The organism is Pseudomonas knackmussii B13 (assembly GCF_000689415.1).
GTDB classification, from domain to species: Bacteria; Pseudomonadota; Gammaproteobacteria; order Pseudomonadales; family Pseudomonadaceae; genus Pseudomonas; species Pseudomonas knackmussii.
Window position 1 is genome coordinate 3,451,552 of record NZ_HG322950.1, and the last position, 15,162, is coordinate 3,466,713.

Below are 15,162 nucleotides of genomic sequence, written 5' to 3' on the forward strand. Positions count from 1 at the left end.
TTCATGGAGCTACGTCACCTTCGCTACTTTGTTGCCCTCGCTGAAGAACTGCATTTCACTCGTGCCGCCGAACGTCTGCATATCGAGCAGCCCCCCTTATCCCGGGCCATCAAGGAGTTGGAAGATGAGCTAGGGGTCTTGCTCTTTGATCGGGACCGCAGGGGAACCCGGTTGACCGCAGCAGGCACCGCGTTCCTGCAAGACACTCGCCGATTGTTCACCGTCCTGGAGCAAGCAAGAGAGAATGCCAAGGCCGTTGCGGCGGGCTCGCGAGGCAGCCTGCGCATCGCAGTATCCGATGGCGCGATCGATCCCTGGCTATCGGATTTTCTCGCCAGTTGCCGCGCTGAAGAGCCAGACATCGAGATCCGCTTGTCCGAGGTACCTTTGTCCGAGCAACTGCGTGGCCTGCGAGCCGGCGACTTCACCCTCGGGTTCGCGCACACGGCCGAAGTCGGCGAGGGCATTGTTGCTGAGCCGATCTGGCAAGACCCGCTGGTGATCGCAGTACCTGTCAGGCATGAGCTGCTTGCCCACAAGGCAGTCCCGCTCCATGAACTCGGCGGCCATCCCCTTGTACTCTGCGATCCACAGGTGTGCGAAGGTTACTGCCGTGAACTGGCTCGGCTTCTACTGCTTCTGGAGCGCGAACCGAATGTGGTCGAGCACGTATCTTCGCTGGAGATGATGCTTACCTTGGTCAGCGCGGGCTTTGGCGTCGGCTTCACGACGGCGACCAGGGTTGCTGTCAGTCCACGACCAGATGTGCTGACCCGCCCCCTGGCGGTGGATTCGGCAGTAATCACGACCTATCTGCTCCGACTCGGCGGCGGCGATGACGTGCCGGCGTCGTTGGAGCGCTTCATCGTTCGTCTGCGTGATCTCGTCCGCCTACGTGAGAATCTAGGTGGCTGACAGAGCCAACCACGGACGTTCAGCTTCAAGAATCGGTCCGGGCGCCGATGCCAAGGTAGTGCTCCGTTGCAGCCATCAGGTCAGCGGCGCTTATTCTGAGCGCCATGGCAATTTTCAATATGACAGGAAGCGTGGGCACGTGCTCCCCGCGCTCGATCTTGCCCATGTGCGAGCGCGAGATGCCTGCCCGGGATGCAAATTCGTCTTGAGCAATACCTTGAGCGACGCGCGCAACGCGCACGGCCTGTCCGAAGGCCAACGCTGGTTCGGATTCATACGTCGATGTGCCAGCGGGGCGGCCTGGCTGAATAGTGGGCTTCTGCATTTGCAGAAGCGTCGGACAAACCTCTGAAATTAACCACGTTAAATTTATAGACGTTAAAGTTCACTCTTGCTTATCATATGGGCTCCTCCTTGACCTGATTAGCCGCCTCTGCGGTGCCCTTATGCACAACGCTACCGGCCAGTCCCCCCGTCTCAGGCTCGCCATAGCGCCAGGCGCGCCGTCGCCACAGTTGTCGGCACTGCTGGCGCTGCAACGCGCGGAAGAGCCCGATGTCGCTCTCGCCTTCTTTGAGGTTTCAGGTCGCGATCTGCATGCGGGACTACATGACGGCCGTTACGACGCGGGGGTTTCAATTCAGGTATCGAGCGACGCGGCGCTTAAAGCGCAGCCGTTGTGGGCCGAGTGCATGGCCGTCGCCATGCCGCTACGATTTCCATTGCTTGATCAGGCGACACTCACGATCGCCGATCTGCTGGACTTCGCCCTGTATCGCTGGCAGGCGGAAATCTGTTCCAAGTTGGATGAGCGGCTTTCCACGCCCCTGCCGACAGGTCGACAGAACATCCGGTACGTCACTTCGTTTGGCCTGTTGGCCACGTGGGTCGCGGCCGGCTACGGCGTCGGGGTGTCCGCGCAATCGCGCATCGAGCACGCTCACAGATGGGGGATCACGATGCGGCCGCTCATCGATGGCCCCTACGAGATCGTGACACACCTGCAGCGGCCCCAGGAGCCAACCAGTTCCGTTGTGGAGCGATTCGAGCGAAGAGCGTTGCAGGTCGCAAGGGCGAGTGCTGCATAGTGGACGCGCTCTTGAGGACTGGATTGGTCAGGAATACGCGCCGGCTACGCTGCTCACGCTACCGCGATGCGTTTTCGAGTGAACGTGCCACGCGGTTGACTGCGCCGTGGGTTAGATGCGACTCGACCATCGCACGGCTGAATTCTCCAAGTGGGCGGCAGCCTCGAAACAGCGTAGCACCCGCTAGGAAGGCTGACGCGTACCGGAAGATGTCGAATTCAGTTCTCCATTATTGGCCGGAAAGATCGATATTCCTTCACGTTGATTTTGAATATCATCTGCCTTAATTTCATTGTTTCCGACCGGATACGCCAATGACCGAATTAATAGCTGTCGTCACAATCACCTTGCTGGCCGTCATCAGCCCTGGGCCGGACTTTGCAACGGTTACGCGCAATAGCTTGATGCTGTCGCGCCGCGCGGGCGTGCTGACCGCATTGGGCATAGGCTTAGGCATACTGGTACATATCACCTATACGTTGATCGGCGTGGGCCTGCTAATCCAGCAATCGCTTTGGTTGTTTAACACCATCAACTGGTCGGTGCTGCCTATCTAATTTATCTCGGCATAAAAATGCTGTGCACGAAAGCTGGCGGCGCACTGACCGAAAAGCGTATGGCGCCGCTCTCGGATGGCGCTGCGCTGCGTACCGGTTTCCTGACCAATACGCTGAACCCCAAAGCCACGGTATTCATCGTCAGCCTGTTTATGCAGGTGGTGCGGCCCGACACTCCGCTGGCAGTGCAGATTGGCTATGGCGCTTTCATCGCTGCGGCGCACATGGGCTGGTTTAGCCTGGTGGCCTTATGCTTCTCTGCCGGTGCCGTGCGCGATCGTCTGCTGGCTTTCCGCCATTGGATCGACCGTGCCTTCGGCGGGCGGCTGGTCGGCTTCGGAGTACTGATAGCGGTGGCCCGGCGCTGATTGCGTCGGGCATTGCCCTCGCTGCGCGTGCCTTCCTTTTAGCGTGAGCCATGTCGCAGTAAGAGTTGGAGTACAGCGATTGATGCCCGCTTTACGGCCAGTGTTATGCCGAATTGCGGGCTCGACAACCTAACGATTGGCATCTATTGCGATTCTCGAATAGGTAGCAAGTTCAAGAATGTTTTCAGAATCGGCGCAATGTGATCGTGACGGTAGATACAACTGACCGGTACAGTGGCCTTGGAGCCCACGAGTTCAGTGAAGCCGAAGTCAGGCCACGAAATCATGGCTACTGTCTCGGGAACAATTGTCACGCCGACGCCGGCCAACGCCAGAGCCATGGCTGCATTGACGTCTTCAACTATGGCGACAACCTTTGGCTCCACTCGCGCGTTTTTGAATACGCCGATGACTTCGTCTGCGAAACTGGGGCGTCCTTCTCGCGGGAACAGGATCAAGGGCTCGTTACGAAGCGCGCTGCAATGAACTTGCTCACCAAACGAGCGAGCGCGCGACTTTTGCGCACCCAGAAATAGCCTCTCATTGGTTACGTTTCGGACAACTACACCCTCCTGATAGGGGTAGAAACGCCCGAACCCGATATCGATGGTGCCAGCGTCCAGCGCTTCAATCTGGCGGTTCTTGCTCATCTGCGTCAAGGACACAGTTGCCGAGGGAGCAACCGACAAGAGTTGCCGCAGCAGTAGCGGTAGCGTATGCAAAACGACGGTTCCGAAATAGGCGACGCGCAATTCCCCGATTTCACCGCGCGATGCTGCACGTGATCTCACCCTTGAGATCTCGGTAACGTGCAGTAGGCGCCTGGCATCCTCTAAAAATGTTGTACCCGCTGCCGTCAATTCGACGCCGCGGTGCGTGCGTTCAAACAGCACCACGCCGAGATCCTGTTCCAGGGCCTGTATTTGGCGGGTAATGGGCGGCTGGGAAATATGCAGGCGTCTTGCCGCAGCACCGATATTTCCCTCTTCTGCGACCGCGATGAAATAGCGAAGCTGCCGAAATTCCATTTAAGACCTCTGGTTTTCCCTAGGGGTGGACACCGCTAAGCCATACCGATCCCGTATTGCAAAGGCTAAAAAAAGGTATTGGACCGCATGACACGCGAATCTTAGCATTCATGTTTGAAGCACCAACTCATCGGTGTTTCAACCATGAGATCTTGAAAGGAGACGAGTCATGGATAAACGAGTTGCCGAGGTCGCAGGCGCGATCGTCGAGGCAGTACGCAAAATTTTGCTGGACAAGCGCGTCACGGAAGCCGAATACCGCGCGGGTGTCGACTATCTCACCGAGGTCGCACAGACGCGGGAAACCGCGCTGCTTCTGGACGTTTTCCTGAACAGCACCATCATCGAAGGCAAGGCGCAGCGCTCGCGGACCTCTGCGCCTGCGATCCAGGGGCCGTACTTCCTGGAAGGTGCTCCTGTAGTTGAAGGCGTCCTCAAGACCTACGATACCGACGACCACAAACCGCTGATCATTCGCGGTACGGTGCGCTCGGACACGGGCGAGTTGCTCGCTGGCGCTGTCATCGACGTGTGGCACTCGACGCCTGATGGCTTGTACAGCGGGATCCACGACAACATCCCCGTGGACTACTACCGCGGAAAACTCGTGACGGATTCCCAGGGCAACTATCGCGTGCGCACCACGATGCCAGTGCCATACCAGATCCCCTACGAGGGGCCGACTGGGCGTCTGCTGGGCCACCTGGGCAGCCATACCTGGCGTCCGGCGCACGTGCACTTCAAGGTGCGCAAGGACGGTTTCGAACCGTTGACCACGCAATACTACTTCGAAGGGGGCAAATGGGTGGACGATGACTGCTGTCACGGCGTCACCCCCGACCTGATTACGCCCGAGACGATCGAGGACGGGGTGCGGGTCATGACCCTGGACTTCGTAATCGAGCGTGAGCAGGCCGAGCAACGCAAGTCGGCTACGGAGACAGTGGCATGAAGATCGAAGCGATCGATGTGACGCTGGTGGACGTCCCAGCTTCGCGTCCCATCCAGATGTCGTTTACCACGGTGCAGAAGCAGAGCTATGCGATCGTGCAGATCCGTGCGGGCGGGCTTGTCGGCATCGGCGAGGGCAGCAGCGTAGGTGGGCCGACTTGGAGTTCCGAATGCGCTGAAACCATCAAGGTCATCATCGAAACGTACTTGGCGCCGCTCCTGATCGGCAAGGACGCGACAAATCTGCGAGAGCTCCAGCACTTAATGGAGCGCGCCGTAACCGGAAACTATTCGGCCAAGGCGGCCATCGACGTTGCGCTGCATGATCTGAAGGCACGCTCTCTGAACCTGCCGCTGAGCGATTTGATCGGCGGCGCGATCCAGCAGGGCATCCCCATTGCCTGGACCCTGGCGAGCGGCGACACGCAGCGGGACATCGCAATCGCCGAGGAAATGATCGAGCGGCGCCGGCACAACCGGTTCAAGATCAAGCTTGGCGTGCGCTCCCCGGCAGATGATTTGCGCCATATCGAGAAGATTATCGAGCGCGTCGGTGACCGTGCTGCGGTGCGGGTCGATATCAACCAGGCCTGGGATGAGAACACGGCATCGGTGTGGATTCCGCGCCTGGAGGCGGCCGGTGTCGAACTGGTCGAACAGCCGGTGGCACGCAGCAACTTCGATGCGCTTCGGCGCCTGTCGGCCGACAACGGGGTGGCCATCCTGGCCGATGAAAGCCTGAGCTCGCTGGCGTCCGCCTTCGAACTGGCGCGCCATCATTGCGTCGACGCCTTCTCGCTGAAGCTGTGCAACATGGGCGGGGTGGCAAATACCCTCAAGGTCGCTGCGATCGCGGAAGCCTCGGGCATTGCGTCCTATGGGGGCACCATGTTGGATTCATCAATCGGCACCGCTGCTGCTCTCCATGTGTATGCCACATTGCCGACGATGCCCTTCGGATGTGAACTGCTAGGGCCCTGGGTGTTAGCCGACACGCTTACGCAGACCCAACTCGAGATCAAGGACTTCGAGATTCGGTTGCCCTCGGGTCCTGGGTTGGGTGTTGATATCGATCCGGACAAGCTGCGCCACTTCACCCGCGCGGGTTGATTGAAGTCAGTTAGGGGAAAATCACCATGTTGTCTCGTTTATCAATTCGTTTGGTCGTCTGGCTAGGCTGCGTAGGCTTGAGCTTGCTGGCAGTAACGGCGAGTGCTGCAGACTACCCGAGCAAGCCCATTCGATGGATCGTTCCATTCCCGCCGGGCGGTGCAATCGACATGGTTTCTCGTGTCTTGGCCCAGCGCGTGTCGCAAACGCTGGGGCAGCCGGTGACAGTGGAGAATCGTCCGGGCTCGGGCGGGATCATCGGCAGCGCGGAGGTCGCGCGCTCCCCGGCTGACGGTTATACGCTGCTGGTGAACTCGACAGGGCTGGCAGTGGACAAGTGGTTTTATCCGAACGTCGCCTACGATGCTCGGAAAGCATTTGCCCCCGTGGCGCTGTTGGCAACTATCCCCAGCGTTCTAGTGGTGCCGGCTGATTCCCCATACAAGGATGCCAGGAGCCTACTAGCGTACGCAAAGGCCAACCCCGGTAAGGTGTCATTCGCCTCTGCAGGCATGGGGACGTCGATCCATCTGGCGGCCGCTCTGCTGGCCGCTCAGGCCGGGGTTGACCTGCTCCACGTGCCCTACAAAGGGAGCACGCCAGCTGCCGCCGACCTGATCGCGGGGCGAGTCTCCATGATGGTCGATTCGATCACCGCACAGCAGTCGTTTATCAAATCTGGACGGGTGCGTGCGCTGGGTGTCACCAGCTTGCAACCCGCGCCCTCATTGCCTGGGATTCCTCCCCTGGCGCAAGCAGCCGACCAACCGAAGTTCGAGGTCCTGACATGGTTTGGCTTATTTGTGCCGTCACGTACCTCGCCGGACATCGTCAAGGTGCTCAACACAGCAATGAATGAAGCACTGAAGACCCCGGAGGTACAAAAGGCGCTGGCGGATATCGGCGCTTCAGCGCAGGGGGGAACATCGCAAGCTCTGGGCGTCTTATGGGACAACGAGATCGACCGATGGGGCCAGTTGATCGTCCACCATCGACTCAACACCCAATGAACTGTAATCGGAGAGATGAAGATGTTGACTGAAGGGATATCGATTCAATCGTATGACGGGCATACATTCGGCGCGCTCGTGGGCTCGCCGGCCAAAGCGCCCGCTCCCGTGATTGTGATCGCTCAAGAAATATTTGGTGTGAACGCGTTCATGCGAGAAACGGTGTCATGGCTGGTCGACCAGGGGTATGCGGCAGTTTGCCCTGATCTGTACGCGCGCCAGGCGCCAGGTACAGCACTCGATCCGCAGGATGAGGCGCAGAGAGAGCAAGCCTACAAGCTCTGGCAGGCCTTCGACATGGAGGCCGGCGTGGGCGATCTGGAGGCTGCTATCCGCTATGCGCGACACCAACCCTACAGCAACGGCAAGGTGGGATTGGTGGGGTATTGCCTGGGCGGTGCGCTTGCCTTTCTAGTGGCCGCCAAAGGATACGTGGATCGCGCCGTAGGCTACTACGGTGTTGGACTGGAGAAGCAGCTCAACAAGGTCCCGGAAGTCAAGCATCCGGCGTTGTTTCACATGGGCGGCCAAGACCACTTCGTGCCCGCGCCAAGCCGCCAGCTGATTACTGAAGGCTTCGGTGCCAATCCATTGCTGCAAGTGCACTGGTACGAAGAGGCCGGACACTCGTTCGCCAGGACGAGCAGTTCGGGCTATGTGGCGAGTGCCGCGGCGTTGGCCAACGAACGTACACTGGATTTCCTGGCGCCCTTGCAGAGCAAGAAGCCATGAATTTCATTCACGACTATCGTTCCCCGCGGGTGATTTTTGGACCCGACAGCCTCGCCCGATTGCCGCAGGAACTGGAACGTCTCGGCATTGACCGGGCGCTCGTGTTGACCACGCCTGAGCAGGCGCCCCTGGGACGGCAAGTAGCCGAGCCGGTCATCGGCCACGTGGCAGCCTTCTACGATGGTGCGACCATGCATGTACCCGCTTTGGTGGCTGAGGAGGCCTGCAAGATTGCGCGCACGAGTGAGGCTAATGGCGTCATTGCGATTGGTGGGGGATCTACTATCGGACTCGCTAAGATCGTGGCGCTCCGTACAGAGTTGCCCATCGTCGCTGTGCCCACGACATATGCAGGTAGCGAGATGACGTCCATCTTCGGTATCACAGAGGGTGGCGTCAAGAAAACCGGCCGCGACGCGCGTGTCATGCCCCGTGCAGTTATCTACGAGCCCCGGCTGACCCTAGAGCTACCCCTTAGCATCAGCGTGACCAGCGCGATCAATGCAATAGCCCATGCAGTTGAAGGCCTGTATGCGCCAGATGCCACGCCGCTGCTTACCATCATGGCCCAGGAAGGAATCGCAGCGACGGTACGCGCGATTTCCAGAATGTATCAATCACCAAGAGATCTTCAGGCTCGCGGCGACGCGCTTTATGGCGCTTGGCTCTGCGCGAGCGTGCTTGGCAACGTCAGTATGGCATTGCACCACAAGCTGTGCCACACGCTGGGAGGAACGCTCGATCTCCCTCATGCCCAGACCCATACGGTCGTGCTGCCCCACGCGCTGGCCTATAACGCGCGCGCGGTGCCAGACGCAATGCGTGTGCTGCGCATTGCCCTGGGGCATGACGATCCACCCACGGCCTTGTACGAATTGGCTCGCGACAATGGCGCACCCGTGGCCTTGCGCGATCTCGGAATGCGCGAGGAGGATATTGAGCATGTTGGCGACCTGGCATTGCAGGACCGCTATCCCAATCCGCGGGAACTGGATCGAGACGCATTGCTTGCATTGCTGCGCGATGCGTACCACGGACGCCCGCCTTCCGCTTGAGGAGGTTGGCATGGAATTTTCTTTTGATACAAGTTGACGCCCCAGGCGTTGGCCACTCCAGCCGCACAGCCGGGCGGAGTGAACACAACAACACCACCACCACCACGAGGTTGCGATGGCGCATCTGTCCTACTCTCCTCCGAGGAATTTCGACGCCCTTTACCGACAACGTGTATTCCAGTCCCATCAGGCCGTGCGCATGCATGACGCGGCAGCGCGAGAGTTGGCCGACCATAGCCTGACATGGCGTTCGGGCAACGTCGATGCGGCTTTGTACAAGGCACGCGCGCGGCGCCTAACCCTGTTCTCCTTTCGCTATGGTGCAGAGGTCGAAATTGCACCAAGACCGAGCGAGGAGTTCATCGTGGTGCATCATTCGATCAGAGGCGCCGCAGAATTGAGCGTTGACGGCCAGCATATGGTATTGCCCCAAGGGCGCACCGGCTGGATGGCCCCACGGCGAAATTGGCGCATGCGCTGGGAGGCGGGGTGTGAGCAACTCATCCTGAAAATTCCGCGCGACATGATCGAGGCGGGTGGTATCGCACCGATGGCACCACTTGCGACTTTGCCAGCAGGGCTGGATACGCAGTGGCTGCTGCTGGTCCAGGTGTTGCTGGGCGCGTCGTCCGCACCGACCTGCGCGGGAGAGCCCGCCGCGTGGGTGGAGCATATCGAGCAGGGCTTGGCTTCGCTGCTGCGCGCGGCCAGTTCCTGTAGTTTGCCGCGCGAGTCGAGCGATCGGAACTTCGTTGCGCGCGACCCCATCGCCCGGCTTCAGGCCATGGAAGACTATATGCGTGAGCGCCTTGGGGCGCCTATCGGACTGGCAGACCTATCAGGTGCGGCCGGCGTCAGCGCCCGGGTCCTGCAGCAGACCTGTCAACGTCACCGGCAGATGAGCCCCATGGAGTTGCTACGAGACATGCGCCTGGATGCTGTCCATGCGTGGCTATCCGAGCACCCGAGTGCCAACATCACCGAGACAGCCCTGTTCTACGGATTCGGCCACCTCGGCCGATTCGCCGCCTACTACCGGCAACGCTTCGGAGAGTCACCGCACCAGACGGCGCAGCGCCGGTGTTGCGCTCTCTCCTGACTGCGATATCGCAGCGTCAGTGCATGCCGAGCGCTACGGCGTGGCGACGGCCGGTATGTCTCTCGCGAGCACGACTGGTTTGCGCGCTGCAGGATCTGCAGGATGGGCTGCCGCTGTTGCGGGGCCGAACCGTTCGAGGCCTTGGCACCGTCCTTCCAGACCGGCTCAAATCCTTGCTGACCCGCGTAACGGCAACTGGAGTCAATGTTGCCTGACGGATGGGCTGTGGCGTCTTGCCTGGTGTTAGCGAACCGGATTCCCCCATCCATCGCTTCATCGCTTATCTCGGTGCCGCAGACGTGGTGATCCTGATCCTGCCCTTGGTCTATGCCCCATGCTTACGCAGGCGGCGGAGGCAGCCAAGACAGCACCGTAGCAGTACCAGCCTGAGAGCGTGTGTGGACGCCCCGGAGTGCCAAGCCCTCAGTTCGTTAAGGCAATGGATCGCGGTGCGGAGCGTCCTCGGCCATGAAGGCAAGCAAGGTACGGCGCAGCAAAGCTCCACTCTTCATCGCTGACATCCGTCTGATACGGCCTTCTTGGCGCCGCTCCAAGGTACGGAATCGCCCAGCCGATCAATTCAACAATTAAGAAAGTACGCGCACGCGCTAAGGCCGGCCGCATGGCATGTCGCCTGGGGTCTTTCTATTTTCACCAGTTTCGGACTCTGGGGATATCCCTTGGATTTTCGCAATCCGGATTCTGATTCATATACATATTCGCGCAGCGGATAGCTGAGATGAGCAGGCGTTCCTAGACTCCATTCAACGCAATGTTGAAAAAGGAGACTAAGCCATGTCCGAAATGGTCGCCAAGCCGTCTGCGCATGCCGAGCGCACAGTGTCTTTTTTACAGCCCAATGGTTCCGAAGTGCCTTTTCGGGTCTTTAGTTCGCAGGAAGTGTATGACCGCGAGCAGGAGCGAATCTTTCGCGGTGCGACCTGGTCCTTCCTCGGCTTGGAGGCGGAGATCCCGAACGTGTACGACTTCAAGAGCACTTTCATCGGCGACACGCCGGTAGTCGTGACGCGCACGCCCGATGGGTTGTCATGCTGGGTCAATCGATGCGCGCACCGCGGCGCGCAGGTCTGCCGCGAGCTGCGTGGCAACGCCCGCTCCCATGCGTGCGTGTATCACCAGTGGGGCTATTCGGCAAAGGGCGATCTGCTGGGCGTCCCGTTCCGCCGGGGCCAGAATGGAATGGCCGGCATGCCGGCCGACTTCAAGACCGAAGAGCATGGTCTGCAGCAGGTGCGCGTCGCCAGCTACCGTGGGCTGGTGTTCGGCACCTTTCGCCAAGACACGCCGTCGCTGGAGGACTACATCGGTCCGATGATGCGCCCCTGGATTGACCGCATCTTTCACAAGCCGGTGGTCTATCTCGGCTGCACGCGGCAGTATTCCAAATCCAACTGGAAGCTGTACCTGGAAAACGTCAAGGATGGCTACCACGCGAGCCTTCTGCATCTGTTTCACACAACCTTCAACATCTACCGCGTGGGGATGAAGGTGCGCCAGATGGCGGATGTGGGCGGCCTGCACAGCCTCTTGACCTCGACCAAGCCTGAAGTCGATACCAATACCGCTGCGGCCTACGAGGCCCAGAAGGTGCGCACGATGAACAACAAGCTCGTGCTGGAAGACCCAACCCTGCTCGGGCAGATCCAAGAGTACGAAGAAATCACCACCAACAACATCCAGGCCATCTTCCCCCAATTGGTGATCCAGCAGATCCACAACACGCTGGCGGCGCGCCAGTTGCTCCCCAAGGGTCCGAACAACTTCGAGCTGATCTTTCATTTCTTCGGCTACGAGGACGATACCCCGGAGTTGCGCGAACTGCGCCTCCTCCAGGCCAACCTCGTCGGTCCCGCAGGCTACATCTCGATGGAGGACACGGAGGCCACAGAACTGGTGCAGCGCGCCACGCGCATGGATCCGGACAGCCATTCGTACATCGCTATGGCCCAGGACGTTCCAGAGGAGACGGACTCTTCGATCACGGAATACATGATCCGACGCTTCTGGACCAGCTACCAGGCATTGATGGGGTACTGAGCATGGATACGAACAACGCACAACTCTGGACCGAAATCGCAATCTTGCAGCACCAGTACGTGAGCGCGCTCGACAGCGGAAACCTTGAGGCGTGGCCGCAATTTTTCACAGAGGACTGTCGATACGAAATCATTCCAAAGGAGAACGTGGATGCAGGGCTGCCGGCGCCGGTCATCTACTGTCGCAATCAGAAGATGCTACGCGACCGGGTGACCTCGCTGCGCAATGCCAACATCTACGAAAGCCACACCTACCGGCACCTGGTTTCGGGCCTGGTTCTGACGAACGTGGCACAGGACACCGTGCAAACGACGTCAAGTTATGTCGTGGTCATCACCGGCCTGACTGGCGAGTCCTCTATCTATCAGGCGGGGGCCTACCAAGACGAAGTAGTCAAGGCGAACGGCGTTTGGCGTTATCGCGCCAAGCGTGTGATGTACGACACCTTGCGCGTACAGACTCTGCTGGCCACTCCGATCTGAGACTTGGCGGCGATGTTGAGAATGCCGATTTCCGTATGCAACCTCTCAATGCAGGCCGCCACTCAAACGGTGAGGCAATGACTATTTTGTGAGAACGATGAATACTGCCTTCCTTCCCGATCCTGCTTCATTGCGTGTTCGTGTCGTGCGCAAAGAGGCTCTAACAAAGGACATTGTCCTGATTGAGTTGGCCAGTGTGGACGGCCAGCCTCTTCCCACGTTCACCGCGGGGGCACACATCGATGTGCAACTGCCGGGCGGCCTGACGCGCCAATATTCGCTATGCGACACCGCTGCAGAAACCTACCAGATCGCCGTTCTCAAGGAGCCGCAGGGACGAGGGGGATCGGTGGCGATGCACGACCTTGTGCATGCAGGCAGCGAGCTCGTTGTCGGCACGCCAAGAAACCTCTTCGAGTTGAGTGCATCAGCCCAGAGCAGTCTCCTGCTTGCAGGAGGAATCGGAATCACGCCATTGCTTTGCATGGCGCAATCACTGGCGACTGCCCGCCGGCCGTTTTCTTTGCATTACTGCACTCGCTCTGCCGAAGCGACGGCCTTCCGCGGCGCGCTCGCGGCAGCGCCTTACGCGGCGCAGGTGCACCACCACTACGATGATGGCACGCCCGAGCAAAAGCTGGATCTGCCTGCTCTGCTGTCCTGCCCTCAGCCTGGGATGCATCTGTACACCTGCGGGCCATCCGGCTTTATGGATGCGGTCCTCGCAGCGGCGCGGGCCTCGGGCTGGCCCGAGTCTCAGTTGCACTACGAGTTCTTCAAAGCCGAGCCTCCGCAATCAGAGAACGATGGCAGCTTTGAGGTCCAGGTGGCGAGCACCGGCGAGGTCATCCCTGTAGCCGCCGATGAGACGGTGCTAATGGCTTTGGCCGCACACGGGATCGAACTGCCCGCCTCGTGCGAACAAGGCGTCTGCGGTACTTGCCTCACGCGTGTACTGGGTGGCGAACCCGATCACCGTGATATGTACCTCACCCCGGAGGAGCAGGCCCAGAACGACCAGTTCCTACCGTGCTGTTCCAGGTCGAAGTCCGCTCGTCTGGTGCTCGATATCTGAGTTCAGGAGCAATCGCGTAGCACGTGGCCACTGCCAGGCGATTGCCTTTGATCCAGAGTGTCCTGGTGGATCGAAAACGGAGCCTCGATCCGATATCGCGCGTCTGCGTTCAGTGCACCCCCAAAAGCAGGGACTGCAACAACGAAGAGGATGGGGTCGAAAAGGTCCTCATGAGCCCACGTAAATTCTTAACCGGAGAATCGGATGCGTACGATCAACCTTGCCTCCCTCACCGCGGACGCGAAATTCAACCGATTCCATCTCAGCATATTGCTGTGGTGTGCATTGATTATCGTCATGGACGGCTACGACCTTGCCGTCGCCGGAATTGCGCTACCGAGCATCATGCAGGCGATGTCGATCGAGCCGGCGCATGCCGGTTTAATGGTGAGTTCGGCGCTCTTTGGCATGTTGTTCGGAAATCTGCTCTTCGGCACGTTGGGTGAGCGCATCGGCCGCCCCAAAGCCATTGCGATCTGCGTGTTTTTGTTCAGCGCGTTCACGGCCGCGGCCGGCCTGACCAACGACCCCAAGACCTTTGCGCTGGCCCGCTTCGTGGCAGGCCTGGGCATCGGTGGAGTGATGCCCAATGTGATCGCGCAGATGACGGAGTACTCGCCAAAGCGCATGCGAGCCATGTTGGTCGCGCTGATGTTCAGCGGATATTGTGTTGGTGGGGTGCTGGCGGCAGTGCTTGGAAAATCGCTGATTGAGGTCCATGGCTGGCAGTCGGTCTTTCTCTTGGCCGCCGCGCCGATCGTGTTGATCCCGTTCATCCTCCGCAGCATGCCTGAGTCGGTGCCGTTCCTCATTCGGAGGAAGGACGCGCGCGCGTTGCAACAGCTCGCCGCGAAAATTGATCCCACGTACACACCCCATCAGGATGACACCTTTGTCGGCATCGGCGCCGAGCAAGCCGGTGCAACCGCGCCGGTCAGGCAGCTCTTCCAGGACGGTCGCACGCCGAGCACCGTACTGTTTTGGCTGTCATGCGTGATGTGCCTGTTCATGGTGTACGCGCTGAGCTCCTGGTTGACCAAGCTGATGGCTTCGGCGGGCTACAGCATCGGCTCAGCCTTGACTTTCGTGATCGTGATGAACCTGGGAGGAATTTTGGGCGCGATCGCTGGCGGCTGGCTAGCGGATCGGCTCCACATCAAGTACGTGCTCGCAAGCATGTATCTGATTGCGGCAGGCTCGTTGGCCATGCTGGGGCAGGAGGTCAGCACTAGCCTGCGTTATGTGCTGATCGGTCTTGCAGGCGGAACGACCATCGGTACGCAGATCGTAGGCTGCGCCTACGTGGGCCAGTTCTACCCGAACACGATTCGTGCAACCGGGCTGGGATGGTTCCTTGGTGTCGGGCGTGTGGGAGCCATTGTGGCGCCGATCGTGATTGGTGCGCTTGTGGGCGCCGAATTGCCTCTGGGGCTCAACTTCGTTGCCATCGGCATTCCAGGCTTGCTGGCGGCGATCTTGATCTTCTGCATTGACCATGCGAAGTCGGCATCGAATGAAAAGGAGGCGGCCAAGGAATCGTGGGCGACAGGGCGGCCTGCTGCAGGCGTGGTATTGGGCCGCGACTCTTGATCGCTGTGATCTAACGACTCTTCATAGAACATGCCCCACCACAG

At 59.7% G+C, this 15,162-nt stretch carries 14 protein-coding genes and 1 pseudogene; 13 read left to right on the forward strand and 2 right to left on the reverse strand.

Annotated elements, in window-relative coordinates; translation table 11 throughout:
- Positions 1 to 3: 3 nt before the first annotated feature.
- Positions 4 to 915 (forward strand): LysR family transcriptional regulator, encoded by a 912-nt coding sequence (locus tag PKB_RS16085; protein WP_011489349.1) that lies wholly within the window; start codon positions 4 to 6, stop codon positions 913 to 915.
- 25 nt (positions 916 to 940) lie between these two features.
- Here PKB_RS16085 and PKB_RS16090 read toward each other — a convergent pair whose 3' ends face one another.
- On the reverse strand, positions 941 to 1,240 hold the full coding sequence (locus PKB_RS16090) for a helix-turn-helix domain-containing protein (protein ID WP_011489350.1): 300 nt from the start codon (positions 1,238 to 1,240) through the stop codon (positions 941 to 943).
- A gap of 121 nt (positions 1,241 to 1,361) precedes the next feature.
- Here PKB_RS16090 and PKB_RS16095 point away from each other — a divergent pair, with 121 nt between their 5' ends.
- Together PKB_RS16095 and PKB_RS16100 are read left to right on the forward strand one after the other, a co-directional pair.
- The gene (locus tag PKB_RS16095) at positions 1,362 to 2,003 is read left to right on the forward strand and encodes a substrate-binding domain-containing protein (protein ID WP_011489351.1); all 642 of its coding nucleotides are present in this window, start codon (positions 1,362 to 1,364) and stop codon (positions 2,001 to 2,003) included.
- Between the two features lie 314 nt (positions 2,004 to 2,317).
- Positions 2,318 to 2,928: pseudogene (locus PKB_RS16100) on the forward strand (LysE family translocator).
- A gap of 143 nt (positions 2,929 to 3,071) precedes the next feature.
- Here PKB_RS16100 and PKB_RS16105 read toward each other — a convergent pair.
- Entirely contained in the window at positions 3,072 to 3,956 is an 885-nt protein-coding gene (locus PKB_RS16105; protein WP_012248462.1) for a LysR substrate-binding domain-containing protein, read from the reverse strand.
- A 169-nt stretch (positions 3,957 to 4,125) separates the two neighbouring features.
- Here PKB_RS16105 and PKB_RS16110 point away from each other — a divergent pair, with 169 nt between their 5' ends.
- The 10 genes from PKB_RS16110 to PKB_RS16155 all read left to right on the forward strand — a co-directional run bounded on the left by PKB_RS16110 (position 4,126) and on the right by PKB_RS16155 (position 15,118).
- Positions 4,126 to 4,908, forward strand: coding sequence for a chlorocatechol 1,2-dioxygenase (locus PKB_RS16110; protein ID WP_011489353.1), 783 nt, complete (start codon positions 4,126 to 4,128; stop codon positions 4,906 to 4,908).
- Positions 4,905 to 6,017 (forward strand): muconate cycloisomerase family protein, encoded by a 1,113-nt coding sequence (locus PKB_RS16115; RefSeq protein ID WP_011489354.1) that lies wholly within the window; start codon positions 4,905 to 4,907, stop codon positions 6,015 to 6,017. Before PKB_RS16110 ends, PKB_RS16115 begins: the two co-directional genes overlap by 4 nt.
- 26 nt (positions 6,018 to 6,043) lie before the next feature.
- Complete coding sequence (locus PKB_RS16120) at positions 6,044 to 7,027, forward strand: Bug family tripartite tricarboxylate transporter substrate binding protein (RefSeq protein WP_012248464.1); 984 nt, start codon at positions 6,044 to 6,046, stop codon at positions 7,025 to 7,027.
- Between the two features lie 21 nt (positions 7,028 to 7,048).
- Entirely contained in the window at positions 7,049 to 7,759 is a 711-nt protein-coding gene (locus PKB_RS16125) for a dienelactone hydrolase family protein (RefSeq protein ID WP_011489356.1), read from the forward strand.
- Positions 7,756 to 8,814: a maleylacetate reductase gene (locus tag PKB_RS16130; protein ID WP_011489357.1), complete on the forward strand. Its 1,059-nt coding sequence runs from the start codon at positions 7,756 to 7,758 to the stop codon at positions 8,812 to 8,814. The genes PKB_RS16125 and PKB_RS16130 overlap by 4 nt, the downstream gene beginning before the upstream one ends.
- 115 nt (positions 8,815 to 8,929) lie before the next feature.
- Positions 8,930 to 9,913, forward strand: coding sequence for an AraC family transcriptional regulator (locus tag PKB_RS16135; RefSeq protein ID WP_011489358.1), 984 nt, complete (start codon positions 8,930 to 8,932; stop codon positions 9,911 to 9,913).
- A gap of 795 nt (positions 9,914 to 10,708) precedes the next feature.
- On the forward strand, positions 10,709 to 11,971 hold the full coding sequence (gene andAc, locus PKB_RS16140; RefSeq protein ID WP_011489367.1) for an anthranilate 1,2-dioxygenase large subunit AndAc: 1,263 nt from the start codon (positions 10,709 to 10,711) through the stop codon (positions 11,969 to 11,971).
- Between the two features lie 2 nt (positions 11,972 to 11,973).
- Positions 11,974 to 12,453: an anthranilate 1,2-dioxygenase small subunit AndAd gene (andAd, locus tag PKB_RS16145; protein WP_011489368.1), complete on the forward strand. Its 480-nt coding sequence runs from the start codon at positions 11,974 to 11,976 to the stop codon at positions 12,451 to 12,453.
- A gap of 97 nt (positions 12,454 to 12,550) precedes the next feature.
- Entirely contained in the window at positions 12,551 to 13,528 is a 978-nt protein-coding gene (locus PKB_RS16150; protein ID WP_011489369.1) for a PDR/VanB family oxidoreductase, read from the forward strand.
- Positions 13,529 to 13,732: 204 nt separating this feature from the next.
- Positions 13,733 to 15,118, forward strand: coding sequence for an MFS transporter (locus PKB_RS16155; protein WP_011489370.1), 1,386 nt, complete (start codon positions 13,733 to 13,735; stop codon positions 15,116 to 15,118).
- Positions 15,119 to 15,162: the final 44 nt, after the last annotated feature.

Bases quoted from the DNA above. Each gene is read 5' to 3' on its own strand.
- PKB_RS16115 (WP_011489354.1), top strand. From the start codon at position 4,905: ATGAAGATCGAAGCGATCGATGTGACGCTGGTGGACGTCCCAGCTTCG.
- PKB_RS16120 (WP_012248464.1), top strand. From the start codon at position 6,044: ATGTTGTCTCGTTTATCAATTCGTTTGGTCGTCTGGCTAGGCTGCGTA.
- PKB_RS16085 (WP_011489349.1), top strand. From the start codon at position 4: ATGGAGCTACGTCACCTTCGCTACTTTGTTGCCCTCGCTGAAGAACTG.
- PKB_RS16125 (WP_011489356.1), top strand. From the start codon at position 7,049: ATGTTGACTGAAGGGATATCGATTCAATCGTATGACGGGCATACATTC.
- PKB_RS16090 (WP_011489350.1), bottom strand. From the start codon at position 1,240: ATGCAGAAGCCCACTATTCAGCCAGGCCGCCCCGCTGGCACATCGACG.
- PKB_RS16135 (WP_011489358.1), top strand. From the start codon at position 8,930: ATGGCGCATCTGTCCTACTCTCCTCCGAGGAATTTCGACGCCCTTTAC.
- PKB_RS16105 (WP_012248462.1), bottom strand. From the start codon at position 3,956: ATGGAATTTCGGCAGCTTCGCTATTTCATCGCGGTCGCAGAAGAGGGA.
- PKB_RS16130 (WP_011489357.1), top strand. From the start codon at position 7,756: ATGAATTTCATTCACGACTATCGTTCCCCGCGGGTGATTTTTGGACCC.
- PKB_RS16155 (WP_011489370.1), top strand. From the start codon at position 13,733: ATGCGTACGATCAACCTTGCCTCCCTCACCGCGGACGCGAAATTCAAC.
- PKB_RS16150 (WP_011489369.1), top strand. From the start codon at position 12,551: ATGAATACTGCCTTCCTTCCCGATCCTGCTTCATTGCGTGTTCGTGTC.
- andAd (WP_011489368.1), top strand. From the start codon at position 11,974: ATGGATACGAACAACGCACAACTCTGGACCGAAATCGCAATCTTGCAG.
- PKB_RS16095 (WP_011489351.1), top strand. From the start codon at position 1,362: ATGCACAACGCTACCGGCCAGTCCCCCCGTCTCAGGCTCGCCATAGCG.
- andAc (WP_011489367.1), top strand. From the start codon at position 10,709: ATGTCCGAAATGGTCGCCAAGCCGTCTGCGCATGCCGAGCGCACAGTG.
- PKB_RS16110 (WP_011489353.1), top strand. From the start codon at position 4,126: ATGGATAAACGAGTTGCCGAGGTCGCAGGCGCGATCGTCGAGGCAGTA.